General features: G+C 62.7%; 19 protein-coding genes, 1 tRNA gene and 1 pseudogene. 11 read left to right on the top strand and 10 right to left on the bottom strand.

Translation table 11 applies throughout. From position 1 onward, the window contains the following. Positions 1–45 precede the first annotated feature (45 nt). A complete protein-coding gene (locus tag ABIE33_RS12950; protein WP_429125453.1) occupies positions 46–819 on the bottom strand; it encodes an SDR family oxidoreductase in 774 nt (257 codons plus the stop codon). Between the two features lie 138 nt (positions 820–957). Between ABIE33_RS12950 and ABIE33_RS12955 the strand changes: the two genes are divergently transcribed. Next, positions 958–1,860, top strand: coding sequence for a LysR family transcriptional regulator (locus ABIE33_RS12955; protein WP_429125455.1), 903 nt, complete (start codon positions 958–960; stop codon positions 1,858–1,860). A gap of 103 nt (positions 1,861–1,963) precedes the next feature. On the opposite strand, the gene ABIE33_RS12960 is transcribed toward ABIE33_RS12955, so the two are convergent. Together ABIE33_RS12960 and ABIE33_RS12965 are read right to left on the bottom strand one after the other, a co-directional pair. Continuing rightward, complete coding sequence (locus ABIE33_RS12960) at positions 1,964–2,653, bottom strand: helix-turn-helix transcriptional regulator (RefSeq protein WP_429125457.1); 690 nt, start codon at positions 2,651–2,653, stop codon at positions 1,964–1,966. Between the two features lie 9 nt (positions 2,654–2,662). Next, positions 2,663–3,085, bottom strand: a complete 423-nt coding sequence (locus ABIE33_RS12965) for an ester cyclase (RefSeq protein ID WP_429125459.1) — start codon at positions 3,083–3,085, stop codon at positions 2,663–2,665. A 556-nt stretch (positions 3,086–3,641) separates the two neighbouring features. On the opposite strand from ABIE33_RS12965, the gene greA reads away from it, so the two are divergent. After that, positions 3,642–4,124 (top strand): transcription elongation factor GreA, encoded by a 483-nt coding sequence (greA, locus tag ABIE33_RS12970; RefSeq protein WP_429125461.1) that lies wholly within the window; start codon positions 3,642–3,644, stop codon positions 4,122–4,124. 176 nt (positions 4,125–4,300) lie between these two features. On the opposite strand, the gene ABIE33_RS12975 is transcribed toward greA, so the two are convergent. Further along, a complete protein-coding gene (locus tag ABIE33_RS12975) occupies positions 4,301–5,302 on the bottom strand; it encodes a SphA family protein (RefSeq protein ID WP_429125463.1) in 1,002 nt (333 codons plus the stop codon). A 280-nt stretch (positions 5,303–5,582) separates the two neighbouring features. Here ABIE33_RS12975 and ABIE33_RS12980 point away from each other — a divergent pair, with 280 nt between their 5' ends. Both ABIE33_RS12980 and ABIE33_RS12985 read left to right on the top strand, forming a co-directional pair. Next, a complete protein-coding gene (locus ABIE33_RS12980) occupies positions 5,583–6,689 on the top strand; it encodes an endonuclease/exonuclease/phosphatase family protein (RefSeq protein ID WP_429125464.1) in 1,107 nt (368 codons plus the stop codon). A gap of 2 nt (positions 6,690–6,691) precedes the next feature. Then, on the top strand, positions 6,692–7,426 hold the full coding sequence (locus ABIE33_RS12985; RefSeq protein ID WP_429125466.1) for an NUDIX hydrolase: 735 nt from the start codon (positions 6,692–6,694) through the stop codon (positions 7,424–7,426). A 226-nt stretch (positions 7,427–7,652) separates the two neighbouring features. Here ABIE33_RS12985 and ABIE33_RS12990 read toward each other — a convergent pair whose 3' ends face one another. The 4 genes and pseudogenes from ABIE33_RS12990 to ABIE33_RS13005 form a co-directional block, all read right to left on the bottom strand. After that, complete coding sequence (locus tag ABIE33_RS12990) at positions 7,653–8,183, bottom strand: GNAT family N-acetyltransferase (protein WP_429125468.1); 531 nt, start codon at positions 8,181–8,183, stop codon at positions 7,653–7,655. A gap of 330 nt (positions 8,184–8,513) precedes the next feature. Then, positions 8,514–9,050: a GFA family protein gene (locus ABIE33_RS12995; protein WP_429125470.1), complete on the bottom strand. Its 537-nt coding sequence runs from the start codon at positions 9,048–9,050 to the stop codon at positions 8,514–8,516. An 11-nt stretch (positions 9,051–9,061) separates the two neighbouring features. Next, the gene (locus ABIE33_RS13000; protein ID WP_429125472.1) at positions 9,062–9,682 is read right to left on the bottom strand and encodes a TetR/AcrR family transcriptional regulator; all 621 of its coding nucleotides are present in this window, start codon (positions 9,680–9,682) and stop codon (positions 9,062–9,064) included. A 395-nt stretch (positions 9,683–10,077) separates the two neighbouring features. Then, positions 10,078–10,740: pseudogene (locus ABIE33_RS13005) on the bottom strand (DUF930 domain-containing protein); the annotation flags it as partial. 372 nt (positions 10,741–11,112) lie between these two features. Here ABIE33_RS13005 and ABIE33_RS13010 point away from each other — a divergent pair. The 3 genes from ABIE33_RS13010 to ABIE33_RS13020 all read left to right on the top strand — a co-directional run bounded on the left by ABIE33_RS13010 (position 11,113) and on the right by ABIE33_RS13020 (position 13,023). Next, positions 11,113–12,030 (top strand): PhzF family phenazine biosynthesis protein, encoded by a 918-nt coding sequence (locus ABIE33_RS13010; RefSeq protein WP_429125474.1) that lies wholly within the window; start codon positions 11,113–11,115, stop codon positions 12,028–12,030. Positions 12,031–12,372: 342 nt separating this feature from the next. After that, a tRNA-Lys gene (locus tag ABIE33_RS13015) sits at positions 12,373–12,448 on the top strand. Between the two features lie 254 nt (positions 12,449–12,702). Continuing rightward, entirely contained in the window at positions 12,703–13,023 is a 321-nt protein-coding gene (locus ABIE33_RS13020; protein WP_429125476.1) for a hypothetical protein, read from the top strand. 551 nt (positions 13,024–13,574) lie between these two features. On the opposite strand, the gene ABIE33_RS13025 is transcribed toward ABIE33_RS13020, so the two are convergent. Beyond that, positions 13,575–13,748, bottom strand: coding sequence for a hypothetical protein (locus tag ABIE33_RS13025; protein ID WP_429125478.1), 174 nt, complete (start codon positions 13,746–13,748; stop codon positions 13,575–13,577). Positions 13,749–13,786: 38 nt separating this feature from the next. Between ABIE33_RS13025 and ABIE33_RS13030 the strand changes: the two genes are divergently transcribed. After that, positions 13,787–14,254, top strand: a complete 468-nt coding sequence (locus ABIE33_RS13030; protein ID WP_429125480.1) for a hypothetical protein — start codon at positions 13,787–13,789, stop codon at positions 14,252–14,254. A gap of 93 nt (positions 14,255–14,347) precedes the next feature. Further along, complete coding sequence (locus tag ABIE33_RS13035) at positions 14,348–14,710, top strand: SPW repeat protein (RefSeq protein WP_429125482.1); 363 nt, start codon at positions 14,348–14,350, stop codon at positions 14,708–14,710. 340 nt (positions 14,711–15,050) lie between these two features. Here ABIE33_RS13035 and ABIE33_RS13040 read toward each other — a convergent pair whose 3' ends face one another. Next, positions 15,051–15,713: a hypothetical protein gene (locus ABIE33_RS13040; protein WP_429125484.1), complete on the bottom strand. Its 663-nt coding sequence runs from the start codon at positions 15,711–15,713 to the stop codon at positions 15,051–15,053. 236 nt (positions 15,714–15,949) lie between these two features. Here ABIE33_RS13040 and ABIE33_RS13045 point away from each other — a divergent pair, with 236 nt between their 5' ends. Both ABIE33_RS13045 and ABIE33_RS13050 read left to right on the top strand, forming a co-directional pair. Then, positions 15,950–16,123 (top strand): DUF1328 domain-containing protein, encoded by a 174-nt coding sequence (locus ABIE33_RS13045; protein ID WP_112810932.1) that lies wholly within the window; start codon positions 15,950–15,952, stop codon positions 16,121–16,123. A gap of 228 nt (positions 16,124–16,351) precedes the next feature. Beyond that, on the top strand, positions 16,352–16,753 hold the full coding sequence (locus ABIE33_RS13050; RefSeq protein WP_429125485.1) for a YkgJ family cysteine cluster protein: 402 nt from the start codon (positions 16,352–16,354) through the stop codon (positions 16,751–16,753). Positions 16,754–16,808 lie beyond the last annotated feature (55 nt).

Raw genomic sequence — 16,808 nt, forward strand, 5'->3', positions numbered from 1 at the left:
AAGGCGCCGGCAGGCGGATGAGGGGGAAACACGCCCGAAGGGCGCTTATTTCGTGGTGTAGCCGCCGTTGACGAGGATGGTCTGGCCGGTCATCCACCAGCCGTCGGACACGAGGAAGCGGATGAAGGGCACGATGTCCTCGATATCGGTAAGGCCGGTGGTGGAGAATTTCGACAGTGCCGAGGCGGTCTTGTGATAGGCGACCGCATCGGCGCCTTCGGCGGGATAGAAGAAGGGCGTGTCCATCGGTCCCGGGCCGATCGCCGTCACCGAGATGCCGCGCTCGCCGAATTCCTTGGCGGCGGCGCGGGTGAAGTGCTCGACCGGCGCCTTGGTGCCGGCATAGGCGGCGTAAAACGGCGTGAAGGCGCCGAGCAGCGAGGTGACCAGCGTGCAGACCTTGCCGTTGTCGCTGACATTTTTGCCGGCTTCCTTCAGGAAGAAGAAGGCGGACTTGGAATTGACCGCGGTCATCTCGTCATATTCCGCCTCGGTGATGTCGACGAGCGGCTTCTTCAGCACCTTGCCGACGGTGTTGACGGCGATATCGATGCCGCCGAGCGCGGCCTTGGCATCGGCAAAAAGCTTCTCCATCGCGCCGGCGCCGGTCAGGTCGGCCTGGAAGGCGAAGGCGCTGGCGCCGGCCGTCTTGATGGCGGCCGCGGTCTCTTCGGCGGATGCCCTGGTTGCGGCGCTGTTGTAATGGATCGCGACGGCGCGCGCGCCCTGTTGGGCGAAATCGCGCGCGAGCAATCCGCCGAGATTTTTCCCGCCGCCGGCGATGAGAACGGATTTACCCCTGATGCTGTGATCGGTCATGGCCAGAACCCTTTCGGTTATTGAAGGGCCGCCCGCTGCGGCCGTCTTTCGACACGAAGCATATCGTCGGCATCCCTGTTATAAAGCCGCCGTCCGTGACATAACCTGTCAGGAATTTCGAACAATGAGCGGCTGTTCATGGACCGGATCGAGCTTTTTCGCATTTTCACCCGCGTCGTCGATTGCGCCAGCTTCACCCGCGCCGCCGACACGCTGGATATGCCGCGCTCGTCGGTCTCGGCGGCGGTGCAGGCGTTGGAGGCCCGCGTCGGCACGCGGCTTTTGCACCGAACCACCCGCAAGGTCGCGCCGACCCAGGATGGTGCGGCCTTCTATGAGCGCTGCATGCGGCTGATCGCCGATGTCGACGAGACGGAAAACCTGTTTCGCCAGGGAGACGACGGGCCGACCGGCCGGCTGCGCGTCGACCTGCCGAGCCGGATCGGACGGCTGACCGTCGCCCCGGCGCTCAGCACCTTCCTTGAGCGATATCCCGGCATCGACGTCGATCTGGGCATGACCGACCGGGCGGTGGATCTGATCGAGGAGAGCGTCGATTGTGCGCTGCGGGTCGGGCCGCGCAGCGATTCCGCCCTGATCGCGCGGCCGCTCGGCAACCTCAAGCTCGTCAATGTCGCAAGCCCCGGCTATCTTGCCCGATACGGCGCGCCGCAAGGCCCCGAGGATCTCACCCGGCATCTCGCCGTCAACTACGCGTCGCCCTCAACCGGCCGGGTGGAGGAGTGGGAGTGGATCGAGGGCGGCGGGACGCGGACGCTGGCAATGGCAGGGCGCGTCACCGTCAACAGCGCCGAGGGCAGCATCGCCTGCTGCCTGGCGGGGCTCGGCCTCATCCAGATCCCTGCCTATGACGTGAAGGCGCATCTGGAGGCCGGAGACCTCGTCGAGGTCATGCCCTCCCACCGCGCAGCGCCGATGCCCATGGCGCTGCTTTACCCGCACCGCCAGCACCTCTCCCGCCGCTTCCAGGTCTTCGCCGACTGGATGGAGGGGCTGATGCGGCCGTTGCTTGCCGCCTGATTGGCTGCAGGGCGGCGGAACCTGAGGCTGTTTCAGGAGGAGGCCGCGAGGTCGACCAGCGGCAGTCTCGTCGGGCGCGGCTGATACCCCGAAGAGGCGCGCATCATCTGCGACTTGGCTTACCATCCTGCTTCAAGAAATCTTCGGCGGTTCGCCCCGGCTCTGCGGTGAAGGGCTCTTCCAGTGCGCGGAAGTCCGACATCCGGTCGATACGGAAGACGCGGAAGCCGTCGCGCGTCTCGCACCATGCCGCCAGCAGCCACACCTGGCCGTAAAAGGCCATGATCAGCGGGCGAACCCACCGTTCGCTCATCCTGCCTTCGAGATCGTGATAGGTGAAATGCGCTTTCCGTTTTTCCCGGATGGCTCGTCGCAGCGCAGCCTGGTCGATGCTGATCGGTTGGCGTGCAGGCTCTACAGGCGTCCAGAGATTGACCAGGTCGAGTTGCCGACCCAAGGCGTCGGGCATCACCTCGCCGATCTTGTGCAGGGCGCTGGCGGCTGCCTCTGCCAGTTCCGGATCCGCCCAGGACTGAACGATGCGTGTTCCGAGAAGCAGCGCCTCGATCTCGTTCTCATTGAACATGAGCGGCGGCAGATCGAAGCCGGGGCGCAGGATGTACCCGACGCCGGCTTCTCCCTCGATCGGGACGCCACGCGAAACCATGTCGGCGATATCGCGGTAGACCGTCCGTTCGGACACCTCCAGAAGGGCAGCAAGGTCGGCCGCTCTCGTCGCCTTCTTTCGGCGTAATATCTGGATGATCTCGAAAAGACGGTCAGCGCGGCGCATGCAGGCGGTTTACGCGACCGGCACGCGGCTCGTCCAGCGCTCCTGCGCGACCGCATCGGGCCATGTCGAGCCGATCGGCTGCATCGAAAGCCACGTCTCGGCGAGTTTGCCGCCTTCGACCCGATAGGATTGAATGCCTGCGCGACTGCGGGGCTCGCCCGTTGCGACATCGGTCCACTTGAAGGCGAAGCGAAACCAGGCGCTGTTGCCCTGAAATGCGTGATCATAGACCGCGACGTGGATATCGGGTCTCTCAAGCTTTATCCCGGCGATCTCGGTCGCATAGGCATCGCGGCCCACGGTGCGGGAGCGTCCTTCGTCGTGGCGGATATAGTGTTCGCACACGCAGTCCGGCACCAGATCGAATTGTCCCTCGTGCCACACTTTTTCCCAACAATCGAACAGGGCGGTTAGCTCGGCATTATCTGTCATCTCTACTCTTTCCGGATTGATTGCTCTTGCGACGCTCGGGGCGCAGTCCCCTCACGTCGGCGATGACACTACAACGCGGCTCCTGACAGCGTTCTGTCAGGAGAATGTCAGAGGCTCGAACGATCCACGGAAGACCATGCGGGAGCTTTTGGGTACCGCGTGGAGCCACGCTCGCGGCGCTGCTCTATCTGCGCCGGCAGCATCTCTCGTGTGCTGCCGGGTTGTCGCGAATTGGCTGGCGTCGCTGATGTCGCCGCCGGGTGCGGGGTGCGGCGCGGATTTCCTCGGACACCAGCAGAGTTCAGCGGAGCTGGACCGCCATGGTCCAGGCAGAGACCGGGATGAGATCAAGCGCCGGCACGCGACGATTCGGACGCCGGTCTGTTCCATTTGCCCCCGGCTGCCGCATGACATCGGATAAAGTGGGGTGACCGTCGCCCAGGGATGGGGCAATATTGGGGTTTGCTCAGTGGCATCCCCAGCATAGGCCTGAGTGACGGTGGGCTTTCGCCGGGATGCATTGTAAGAGCCGACCGCGTCCAAACGGAGTTCGATCGTGAGCGTTGCCTTCACCAAGGAAGAAAGTGCCGAAACCGCTGCGGAAACCCTGCTGCCCGACCGCCCGGTTTCGCCGCATCCCAACCTTGTCACCGAAGCGGGCCTGAAGGCGCTGGAGCTTCAATTGCGCGAGGCGCGCGAGGCCTATGATGCGACCAGCACGATCGAGGACGTGAACGAACGCAGGCGGCAGGCGGCAGGCCCCTTGCGCGACTTGCGATACTTTGCCGAACGCCTGAGTACCGCCCAGCTCATCGCTGCCCCAACCTCGACCGACATCGTCGCCTTCGGCAGCACCGTTACCTTCAGCCGTGACGACGGGCGGGTGCAGACCTACCGCATCGTGGGAGAGGATGAAGCCGATCCGAAGGCCGGGTCGATCTCCTACGTTTCGCCGGTGGCCCGGATTCTGATGGGCAAGGGCGTCGGGGACGTGGCCGAAGTGGGTGGGCAGGAGCTGGAGATTACGGCAATTTCGTAGGCCGGCCGGCGCGTCGGCCTGTCTGCACGACAGCCTTGCACATCGTCAGAGGTGGCATGGCATCGCCCGTTCGAAAGACCCGATAGGCAGGCGGAATTTCCAGCGCCATCGGGCCATTCTTCATCAAGAACGGCATGAGGTAGACGGTGTCGGGATTCTGCAAGAGCGTCTGATCGTTACTCCGGGCGTTTGGCCGCAGGCGAGAACGCTAGCGTCAACCACAGGTTCCAGCCTTCGGCGCGGTTCTTGGCGCCGAACTCGTAATAACCTTTGAGATTGACGTATCCGTCGGCGGTGTCGCTGGCCTGGAACTTGTAGCCGACCTGCGGGCCGATGCCAAAGACGCGGGACTTGAAGTCTCCCAGCGTCGCGCCTGCGCCACTGTCTCCCGTGAGCTGCTGGAATGCATAGCCAACGACACCAACATGAACATGTTCGTTGAGAAACTGCGAGGCGGCCCAATCGACGTGTCCGTCGATGCCGTTCTTGTAGTTGGTATCCGGATTCTCGAAATTGTAGGTCAGGCCGCCGACGATCGAAAACTCGCGGCCGGTGCCGGGATCGAGATAGGTGTAGCCGACGCCGCCATCGACGGCCGCATGGCCGAGACCCAGGTTCGCAATCCGGTCGGGGTCGTAGGACCCGATCGGGATGTTGCCGGTGACATAGGTCATGTAGTTGTTGACGCCGTCGTTCCACTTGAGGGAGAACTGCGGGAAAAGATCGCCAAATCCGGTGATGGCCTCGCTACGGTTTCCTGAAATCGTCCCTCCGCCGGGACCGGTCAGCGTCGCGTCGACCGAGGCGGAGTTGCGGCCTGCGATCGCGAGCAGGCTGAAGGCGGCCTGTCCACCCAACAGCGGCTCTTCGAAGGTATATGTCGGGCCGAACGCGAAGAGGTTGCCGCGGCCATCGACACCCACATCAACCTGGCCACCGCGCGGAAACCTTGCGTCTGCACCGGCATCTGCCGAGAGATGAAGATAAAGGGAGGCAAACGACCAACCCGGTTGCGTCGGCACCGCCGCGAAGCTGCCTTGCAGGCCGGGAAGCCAGAAACTCAGCCCTCCTTCGTCGGCGCGCACCGGCAACGCAGCGACCGCAGCCAGAAGGACCGCAGCGCACCCCAAACGAGCAGTGTATCCGCAACCCGATTTCGTCCCTCGCCAGTATTGCATTCAGACGTTCCCCCGAGCGATTCTTATCGCGACAAGCATACATGAGGGGATGGAAGAGGAGAACCGATGTTGTGTGAGCGATATCGAGGCTTTGGCTGACGAAGAGCAAGTATTTCTCTTGCCGGCCCGGCAGCCAGCACTTGCTCTGGAACCGGCAGATGCAAACCAAGGCATGGACGCAGGCTCTGGCAAGAGCCCGCTCGCGCCTCTCCGGAAATCACCCTCGACATTTGCGCTTCAATGCCTAATCTCCGCGGCAATTCAGTCATGGAATTGCTTGATGTCCCTTCGACTTGCCACCTTCAATATTGAAAATCTGATGAGCCGCTTCGATTTTTCCGGCTTTCGCAATCAGCTCAAGCAGGATCGGGTGCTGAGGCTCTTCGATGTCAAGACGGAAGCGGAGTATCAGCGCCTGGAGGAGGCGCGCACGATCGCGCATACGGACGATACGCGGCAGATGTCGGCCTTGGCGATTGCCGATTGCGATGCGGATATCCTGTGTCTGCAGGAGGCCGACAACATGGCGTCGCTGCAGGCCTTCGAATACAACTACCTCTTCCGCATGGTCGGCAACGGCTATCGCCAGAAATACCTGATCGAGGGCAATGATTCGCGCGGCATCGACGTGGCGGTGCTGATGCGCGAGGAAACGCGCGACGGCCAGCCGATCGAGTGCCTCGAGGTGAAAAGCCACGCGGGGCTGACCTATGCGGATCTCGACATCTTCAACGATGCGCTCGCTTCCTCCAACCGGCCGAACGACCGGATCTTCAAGCGCGATTGCCTGGAGCTGGACTTGCGCATCGGCGGACGGCCGCTGACGCTCTACGTCGTGCACTTCAAATCCATGGGGCCGGCGCGCGACGGGCTCGACGGGCGCCAGGCGACGATGCCGGTGCGCGTGGCGGAGGCCAAGGCGGTGCGTCACATCATCGAAAGCCGCTTTGGCCGCGGGCACACGGCCGACAAGATGTTCGCGATCTGCGGCGACATGAACGATTATCAGGAGAAGGTCGACATTCTCGGCGACCGGCGCAACGGCTACGAGTTCGTGCCGCGCGAAGAGAAGGAAAGCGCGCTCGATGCGCTGACGTCAGACGGTTTTGTCGAAAACCCGATGCTGCGCCGGCCGGTGCTCGACCGCTGGACGCTGTTTCACAGCCGCGGGCCGCAGGAGCGGCACCTCTGCCAGCTCGACTATATCTGGCTGTCGCCCGCACTTGCCCGGCGCAATGCAGCCCAAGTGCCGGAAATCATCCGCGGCGGCCAGCCCTTCCGCACGATCTTTCCGCCGGGGCAGGAGGTGGAGCGCTATCCGCGCACCGGCTGGGACCGGCCGAAGGCATCGGACCATTGCCCCGTGGCGATGACGCTGGACGTGTGACGATGGACGCGCTCGAAAGCAACCTTGTCCACTGGCCCGAGGAAGGCGCGATCCTGCCGATCTCGGGCGTCGATATCCGGGTGAAGGCGGGGCCGCACCCCTTTCATCTGGATCAGGTGGATGCCGCGCAGGAAAACTGGCGGGCGGAGATCGCCGCCAACCCGCATCTCTTCGACGGGCAGATGGTCTTGCTGCGGGCGCTCCGGATCGAAGACGGCCGCGTGGTCGGCGAGGGGCATGTGGTGCCCTATTCGACCTTTTTGTGGTGGCGAAAGACCCGCACGGATGCGGCCTTTCACCTGTTCGCCATGCCGGTGATCGTCTCTTCCGACGGCGCCTTGATCCTGGTGCGCATGGGGGCGCACACGGCCAATCCGGCCCGCGTCTACAGCCCCTCGGGCTCGCTGGAGCCGGATGACGTGATCGACGGGCGCTGCGACATTCCAGGCAATATCCGCCGCGAGGCGCTGGAGGAAACCGGCATCGACCTCGATGCCGCGACCGCAGAGCCCGGCTACCACGTGTTGCACATGGGGCGGGCGGTGACGGTGTTCCGGCTCTACCGGGTGGCGGAAACGGCCGAAGCGCTGATTGCAAGTGTGGCGGCGCATATCGCCGGCGATCCCGAGCCCGAGATCGACGAGGCGATCGCCATCTGGGGGCCGGACCCGGGGGCGCACAACTATCCGCCGTTCATTCCGCCGATCCTCACCTGGCTGTTTGACGGAAAACGGTGACTGGCCGGGAATGAGTGGTGGGCGTGGCCGCCGCGCATTGCAGCGACCGAATGCAGCGTTCTTGAGCGTTTCGTGCGCATATCTGACGCGCGAGCGCGGCAGGGGCAACCGTCCATACGCGCATTGGTTCCAGGCAACAGCAAACGCCCCAAGTCGCCCCAGTCAGCTGTCGACTATCCTTCGACGGGCGATAAGCTAGAGGTGGCACATCACAGGATTGGTCTGCTCACAATGAGCGGCCTAAAACCTGCATCATATGCTGTTTCGTGCCGATGCTGACCGGCCCTGATGTCCGGATGAGCTCGAAGCCTTGCCCTTTCCAGAAACGAAGAGCCTGCTCATTGCCTGCGAAGACGGCGAGTTGTATGCGCTCGGCCTGTTGCGTCTTCAGCCACTTGAAGAAATCGTCGCAAAGCGATCGTGCCATTCCGCTTCTGCGGAGGGCTGGGGCGATCATGAGCAACGCGATCCACCAGATGCCCTCTTGGGGGTAATGGCGATCGCAGGCGAGCAGGCCGGCAAATTCATCGGTGGCGGATTTCAATCCGAATATGAACTTGTCTGCCTCGGTTCGGCCCGGCGGAAAGCTCTCGAATTCCTCAAGCGCAATGGCGATGTCCGGCGGGTGACCGCGTTCCAGCACGATATAGTCCGCGCAGCTTTGATACAGCGGGACCAGCCGTGGAGCGTCGTTTGCGGTCAGTGCTTCAATTTCGTAGCCGGGGAGCGAAGTTGGGAATGTGGTGGCTTTGTCCATGACCGGCACCATACAGGCGAACGCAATGGGCACAATCACGGGTGATGGCTTCTGCCGTTGGACGCCGGGGATATCCGCTGCGGAATTCCGCAAAGGAATACAGGCCGCTAGCCGCGTTACTGCGCCCCACGGGTCGTGACGATCGCGAAATGCGTCAATGGACCAATCTCGATCGAGGGCGCCACGAAGAGCGCCTTGGCACTGACGCATGCGCCGCACATCGCGTGTGGCTCACCCGGCATGAGCGGGGCATCAGGGGATGAGCGGATATGTTGGCGGCGACGGGATGGATGGCCGGCAGCAATGTGCCGGCGCACCCACGATCGGCCGTCAGGCCTCGATTTTTCGCGCGATTGCGATCTTCGGATTGCGGAAGCCCATGGCGATCCATGCCCAGAGAAGCTTGGCGTAGAAGGCCACGGTGTGGCTTTTCAGGTTCGGGATGTCCTTTGGCAGTTTTGAAGCATCGCGCAGGTCGCCGACCATGGTGCGCAATTCTGCCTTCGGCCGCGTCTCGGCGGGCCAGAGATGCAGGTAGAGGCTGAGCCAGTGCGCGCCCTTCATTTCCAGGAACACCGGCGTGTTGCAGCAAGTGGCGACGACGCGGCGCGAGCCGGCACCCTCCGACAGCCGGAATTCGCTCAGGTTCTCTTCGCCGGAGACGATCGTGATCCGGTCCTTGCGGTATTCTGCGGTAGGGGTGGCTTCATAGGATGTCAGGATGTTGCGGGCGCCGGGCAGGGCGGCGAGGCGGGCGGCCGCCGCCCGGCAGCTGTCGCACAGGCATTCGGACACGAGGATCGGTGCTCCCTGCACCTTCAGCCGTGTCTGTCCGCAGGCGCATCCGATATGGGTGGTATCGCTCATTTCGCATCCTCCTAAGTGACGTGAAACAGGTGCCGGATATACCGGCCGAGATGGTCCAGGCTTTCGCGTGCAAGCTCGGGGTCGTTACCGGCCTTGGCGAGCACGAATCCGCCCTGGATGACGGCCTGCGTGTGCCGCGCCAGGCTTTCGGCCGTCCAGTCACCGGTGATGCCGCGGTCGCGGCGCGCGGCCTCGATATCGGCCTCGAGCGTGGTCGTGTGGCCGAAGATGCTTCGGGCGCAGGCATCGCGAATGTCAGGCGCGCTGGCATAGACCTCCTGCGCCAGCGTGCCGACCAGACAGGTGAACTCGGCAATCTCGCCCAGGATGATCGCCTTGCGGAAGGCGACATAGGCAAGAACACGGGCCAGCGGGTCGGGCGGCGCGTGATAGGGCGCCGCCGCGAAAAATTCTGTCGTCGTTTCCGCCCAGTAATCGGCCGCCGCTACGCCAAGCGCGTCCTTGCTGGCGAAATGGTGGAAGAACGCGCCCTTGGTGACGTCGGCCGCACGGCAGAGGTCGTCGACGCTGGTGGCCGCAAAGCCTTTTGCGCGGATGATGTCGCGCGCCGCATCGAGAAGCCGGATCCGTGCGTTGCCGCGTTCGGGTGATTGTTTAGTCGGTCTGGACATTTAGTCAACATACCATACGGTCGGTATGTGTCAATGGAGCGGTTTTTGAGGGTGCTCAACTGGCTATAGGAGCGATCTCGACGGCTGTGAGCTTTCGTATCATTGAATTGGCGACGGCCGGAATCGGACGTGACGCGCGGCTCGCCTCTCGAGGCGAGGATCCTGTTGGGTAAATGGCTGAATCGATTCAAGGAATTACGCACTATATTTAACGCAACGCAGTATCCCCGCGCGCCCCAGTTTGGCGTATCGCGCCATGACGGTTTGGCGCGCGGCGCCATAACGGTTTGGCGCAGGGCCGGAGTGGCTGGCGAAGGGCCGATGATACGCCGGGACGTTGCACGTTCGCGACCGTCAGTCCGCGGCAGTGTCGGCGATGGGAAGCCCGGGTCCTGCCACTGGTCGCGCGGGATCGCGTCACCAACCCTAAAATCGAAGCCGACAACCGTCTGTCGATCCGGCGAGAGCGAGCAGGAATAGGTGATGCGCCACCATTGCTGCTTGCTACGGAACGCGCCGCCATTGGCCCTCAGCGTCTCGCCGGAGAGTTTTATGCCCGAAAGGGCACAGGCGACGAGGAAATCCGGATCGAAATCGGCCTTCCAGCGGTGGACCTGCTCCATTGCTTCCAGATTGCAGAGCTGCACCATGCGCTCTTCGGGTGCCAGCTGCGCCAGACCTTTTCGCGCCTGTCGGCTGCGCGGCGAGGCGAGGATGCTGGCGGAATAGAGTTTTTCGGCGTGCACCATGCGCGGTGCCTGCGGCGTGGGCCTAGTTACAGCGGGTTGCTCCTTCGTCGTCTCGGCCGGGACCGTTAAATCCTCGCGCTGCTGAGCGCGCGCAGGCTGGCTCGCTTCCGCGACGGGCAACGCCTGTTGCGGCTTTTCCGGCGCGTCTGGCAGGATTTCGACCTCGATGCTGTCTACGGCGTCCGGCGGAGGCATCTGTTTCGGCGGCAGGCGCGAAAGTGCAGTGAAGGCGAAGGCATGCAGCACCAGCGCGAGCGCGAGCGCCCACCAGATCGTTCTGTCATCGGCCCGTCGCACCGCTTGCCGCATGCGCTAGATCACGTCGTTCAAGATCGGTTTCCTGCGTTGTGCCTGGCTTCTCACTTGTGCATGTCGTGACCGCAAACCGCAGCACACGTTCGGGCGCCATGCATTAGATCAACACCAAATCCGCCGCGCGGTCGAGCCTTGGCGACAGCGGCGATCACTTTCCCGGCACCGGCAAGGAACGTGACCGCACACTTATGCCGCTGACGCGTGACTTGAAGCCCATGGCGGCACCGTCTTCGGCTGGTCTTCGGCCCGGTGCCGAGGGGGTGTCGCGATAACGGCGGGCGCGGTGCGTGTTGGCGTTTTTACGCTTGCCGCCCGGGCGATGACATTGCAAGTTCGTGGCGGGACTATATTCGCAAGGGGGAATAAATGCCGCTCAGCTACGCGATCTACGATGTCTTCACGCAGAACCGGCTGGAGGGCAATCCGCTAGCCGTCGTCTTCGGGGCGGATGCACTCGACGATCAGGCGATGCAGACGATCGCGCAGGAGTTCAACCTTTCGGAGACGGTGTTCATCCGTCGGCCGGGCGGGGCGGCGCATACGGCGCGGCTGCGCATCTTCACGCCGGGGCGCGAGCTTCCCTTTGCCGGGCATCCGACAGTCGGCGCTGCGGTGGCGATCGCCGAAGCAGCCCACGGCATGGCTAGGGAGGGCGCCGATCTCGTCCAGGTGCTGGAGGAGAAGGTGGGGCCGGTGCGCTGCGCCGTGCGCATCAAGCCGGGCGAGGCGAGCTTTGCCGAATTCGACCTGCCGCGCAAATCCACCCGGCTCGACGCCCGCTTCGACAGACAAGCGCTTGCCGACGCACTGAGCCTGAAGACCTCGCAGATCGGCTTCGAGAACCATGCGCCGTCCTTCTGGAGTGCGGGCGTTCCCTTCGTCATGGTGCCGCTGCACGATGTGTCTGCGGCCGCTACCGTCGAGTTTGACCCGCAGCGCTGGGAGCAGCTGGCGCCGCTTGCCGAAGGACGCCTGGCATCTGCCTATCTCTATTGTCGCGGCGGCATCAACCACACGGCGCGGTTCCACACCCGCATGTTCGCGCCCGAGATGGGCCTTCATGAGGACCCGGCGACGGGTTCGGCGGCGGCCGCACTTTCCGGCGCCATCCACCACTTCGACCAGCTGGTCGACGGCCATCACCCCTTTCTGATCGAGCAGGGGGTCGAGATGGGCCGGCCGTCCTTCATCCACCTGCATCTCGACGTATCGGGCGGCCAGATCAACACGGCGCGCATCGGAGGCCATGCGATGAAGATCGCCACCGGCGAGCTGCTGCTTTAAGGCACGCCGCATCGAAGCAGATTCATACGGCGTGCCTTGGGTGTTGGCTCTAGCTCAGGCCGTTATTCCCAGGCCGCGGCACGCCTTCGAGCGGCATGCATTCGCCGCAGGTGCAGAATCCGAGGCCGCGCATCGGAAGCGACGACGTGTTGTTTCAGGGACTTAAGATGCGCGCCGCGAACGCATCTGGTGAGAGGGGCGACGGATCCCTGTGGAAAAAGCCTGTTTTCGGCGCCTCTGAAATTTTTTCCGAAGAATTTTACAAAGGGCGCTAGACAAGCCGAAAGAACGCCTTTATACGCCCCTCCAGACCGCAGCGACAAACACCGAAGCGGTCCGGATGGGTGATTAGCTCAGTTGGTAGAGCAGCTGACTCTTAATCAGCGGGTCCACGGTTCGAGCCCGTGATCACCCACCAAATCAACTACTTAGCGAGAATTCTACCAACCTCGCATCAAGATTGAAGTCGTTTTCTACAGTTATTTCTTTTCTCTCCGCACACCATGGCTTCGACGACGTCGTGGTCCGCAGGATCATGCTCGCCAATGATTGATTCGGCGTCTGCATGATTGTTGATGCTTTTTCAAAGCGCTGGGATATCCGCCGCTCGGGAGGTAAATCCGTGCGCCACCCATCTTGAAAATTCGCGATTGTCGGATTACCGGATATTTCATGAAGATCTTCGCCGGAACTGCCCTTGCTGTTGCTGCCCTCTTGCTTGTTTCGTCCTGCAGCGAAACCGGCCCGTCCGGGGATTCCCGCGCTGGCGTGGAAAAGGCCCAACTGACCGAAAAGGCCAAGGCGAAGCCTGCGACCGGCAGGAAGGGCAAGGCCGCGGCTGCGGCCGAGGCGAAGGCACTGGCTGATGCGCGCAGCCCGAGACAGTGCAAGACCCCGAAGCAGCAGTGCGGCTATGGCGCAGGTCCGGCCGGAGAGCCCTGTTCGTGCTGGTCGAACGAGGGCTCACCCGCAATGGGCGTGACCGTCAAGTAGCCGAGGGGCTGTCTCTACCGGCTGCCGCAAATCTCTGCGCCAGGAACCAAGCGGTCTGTCTGGCCCCATCAGCCGTTTCCGGCTGGCGGGGCTTTTTTGTTGGAGCGCGGCCGATTGCCAAGGCCAAGCAATCGTGACCGAGTTGACGCATCTGAGTTTGACGCTTGCGCAGGCTACGGCTGCCGACGCTCGCCTATTTCGCATGATGCTTCGCCAGATGCGGTCTGCTGCAGGCCGTAGGCCTTGCTGGCGCGGCAGGCGGATCCGCGTCGATGCATCTGTCGATGCGTCCGTAGAATCTGCTTAAGAGTTTGATTGTAGAAGTATTTTTTCTTCTGAATCGACACTGCTCCAAGGTATTTTCAACCAAACCATTTGTCGGTGCGCTTCCCGTTCGACAGAAGCAATCCAGTGCATCTTCACTTCCAGGACGTGCCAGCATGCAGCAGCAAGCGACCGGTCGACAGGGGTGCGCTTGGCAGTTGCGTCAGAGCCTTTCCTGTCAGTCCTCCAAAAATATTTCGGCGGCTCAACGAACGGATGAAGGCAGATCAGGTGCTGGTCTCTGGCGAGGGCCCGCAGGGCGTCGAAACAGCAACGTCGGTGCGCACGCGCGGCGGCAAGGTGGAGACGATGGACGGCCCCTTTGCCGAGACGCGGGAAACCGGCTTCGCCCTGGAGATCCCGAGATCGAGGGCTGTCTGGCGCTTGTGCTGATCATCCATGCGCGCTGCCTCGCGCGCATCGATGGCATGGCGTCACCGTGCCGCTCGCCGAGCAGGACCGGACGAAATGGAACCGGGGGCAGATCGACGAAGGTCTCGAGCTGATCGATACCGCCATGCGGCGGCGCGCGCCGGGGCCGTATCAGATCAAGGCGGCCATTGCCGCCTGCCACGTTCAGGGCGAAACGTCCGACTGGGCGCAGATCGTACTGCTCTATGACAGCCTTCTGCGACTCGAGCCAACGCCAGTCGTCCGGCTCAACCGCGCGGTGGCGCTGTGCGAGGTCGGGTGGCTGGAACCGGCAATGCGCTCGCTCGACGCGCTCGCGGCCGAGCTTCGGGACTACCAGCCCTATCACGCGGCGCGGGCGGAGTTCTTGTCGCGGTTGGGGCAAGCCGACGAAGCGGCCAAGGCCTATGCGACAGCCATCGCTCTGGCCGGATCACCCGCCGATGCCGCGTTCCTGCGGCAGCGCGCAGAACGTCCTTTGCGAACAGCCACTTGAAGTTTCTGCTTGCAACAACCATCTCGAATCCAGGGCGTGCAACTGCGCGCTGGCAGTGACGCCTTGTGAAACTTCATTCGTGGAGGTTGTCAAATGGCGTACAATTTCATGGAAGGCAAAAGAGGGCAGGACTGGTGCAATCTTGCGCTGGCAGTGTGCCTTTTCCTTTCTCCCTGGGTGATCGGGTATAGCATGGAAACCGTTCCGGCTTGGAATGCCTGGATGGTCGGGCTTGCGCTTGCTGTGCTGGCCTACGCTACTCTCTCGGTCTTCGCAGAGTGGGAGGAGTGGGCCAATCTGGCACTTGGCGCATGGCTGGTCGTGTCGCCCTGGGTGCTCGGCTATGCGGCCAATATGAGCGTGACGTGGACGCATGCCGTCCTCGGGCTGCTCGTGGCCGCCGTGTCGGCCTGGGCGGTCTGGGCGCATCGCCACGATCCGCATGCGCATGCGTAAGAGCATCGTCTGGTAATCCATGATGGCCCCAGGGGCGCAAGCCGAAGGGTCCATCATGGACGAATGACGGGTTTGATGGAAGGCTCAAGAGACTGATGGCACTTGCTTTCAGTGAAACTGTTCGTTGTGTTCTCATGGCTCGGTATTTGGTCGGCGCTACAGCGCCGTGCGGCAGACGCGCCAAGGACGCTGTAGCGGGCAGGAGGGACTTTGGCTGGCGTGGCGCGTTTGCGCTCGCAACCGTGCTTGATGAACCACAACCCTTGCGGGCCACGATGGCGGGGCGGCGGTTTTGCGGACCGAGATGCGCCGTTGCGCCCAGGGCGGCGCCGTTCCCGGTTTACGGGCAGCAGCCGAGGCGGTCGCAGGCGAAACTGTAGATCCTGTCAGGCAGCTGGAAGACCTGCTGCGCGGTCTGCAATGCGGACCAGACGACACCCCTGAAGTTTTCTGCGAACAAGGCGAGGAATGTTCCGATCGGTTCTTCCGCGAGCGGGCCGTGGATGCCGGCATGGCCGAGCCCCTCGTCGAGTTCGTACACCTGCTCTGCGGTCATCTGCAGCACCTCACCCCGCGCCAGGTCTTCCGGATTGGGGATGCCGACATAGGCGAGCACAGTGGATATCAGGAGCTTGCAGACCTGCTTGCAGGCGCGGCAGGTCAATGCGTTGGCGGCACGCACGAAGGCGCTGCCTATGCGGGCGATGATGGCGCGAAACCGGCTGCCGGTTCGGGCGCGGATCTCCAGAAAGGCATCGTAGGCCCGGCGCGCCGGGGGCATGATATAGAGCCGCACGCGATCGCCTAAGCCCTTGGCCAGGTTTTTGACATCTGGCCCCCTGAGCGTGAAGGTGACGTCACCGGCCAGGATCTCCAGAAGCAGAACGATATGGGAATCCTCGTCGTCGAACAGGATGCGCTCGTCGATTTCGACACTGCCTTCGCCAACGAACTCCCGCACCTCTATCGTGTGCTCGCGGATTTCGGTTCGTTGCAGAAACATTGCCGCCCCCAGGGTCGCAACCGTGGGCGTATCCTACAATGGGGGGCGGAACCGGGACATTAGCCTTATCTGAGTATCGGCCCCGTTTGCTGACTAAGCCGGCGGAGTAACGCAAGGGCGAGGGCCTTCTCTCCGACGCTTTGCGAGGTAAAATGCATCACCGGGAATGCCACGCGGACGGGAACTTTTTGCCGGGATTCGACTTTCCGTAGCGACAACCAAACAGGAGTATTGCGATGCTCAAGTGGGCGCTCATCTTCTTCGTGGTTTCATTGATCGCCGGCTTTCTCGGCTTCTCCGGCGTTTCGGCTGCGACGGCGGGCATCGCCAAGATCCTGTTCTACATCGCTTTGATCATCTTCCTGATCTTCCTGGTGCTGGCGTTCATGGCCGGTAGCGCTGTCGTCTGAGGTGACGAGGGATACGGACTTGCGCACTTCGGCGCAGCCCGCATCCCACTGCATGTTCCTTAAATCGTATCCGATTTAAGGATAAAAACATGCAGCAATTCAAAGTGCTACGGCGACTTTGCGCGTCTAATACGACGCGCGTCGCTGTAGGGGCGTCGTGAGCGGCGATACTGGCGGGCATATCGAATTTTCTGTCGCCTGCGTCGGCGAGATGATACGGACCCGCCCATGAACCCGACCTTATCTCCCCATCGCGCCTGCGGCACCTGCACGCTCTGTTGCCGGCTGCCGGATATCGATGCGCTGGCAAAGCCGGCCAACGAATGGTGTGAGAACTGCGTCGAGGGGCAGGGCTGCCGGATCTATGAGCGGCGGCCGCAGCTTTGCCGGGATTTTCTCTGTCTCTGGATGACGGACGAGCGGCTGGGCGCCGAATGGAATCCTGCGAATTCGCACATGATGATCTATCGGCAGGGGCCGCAGATCACCGTGCTGGTCGATCCGGACTTCCCCGATATCTGGAAGCGCGAACCCTATGGCCAGCAGCTTTCAAGCTGGGCGCGCCAGCCGAAGACGGAGGGGCAATATGTCATCGTCTTCGTCGGCGATGCGGTCTTCAAGGTCGATTAGAGCGTTTCCGTCGTAGAGAGTCATGGAAACGCTCTGTCTCCTTGTTTTCGCATTT

The organism is Ensifer sp. 4252 (genome assembly GCF_050434565.1).
Taxonomy (GTDB): Bacteria; Pseudomonadota; Alphaproteobacteria; order Rhizobiales; family Rhizobiaceae; genus Ensifer.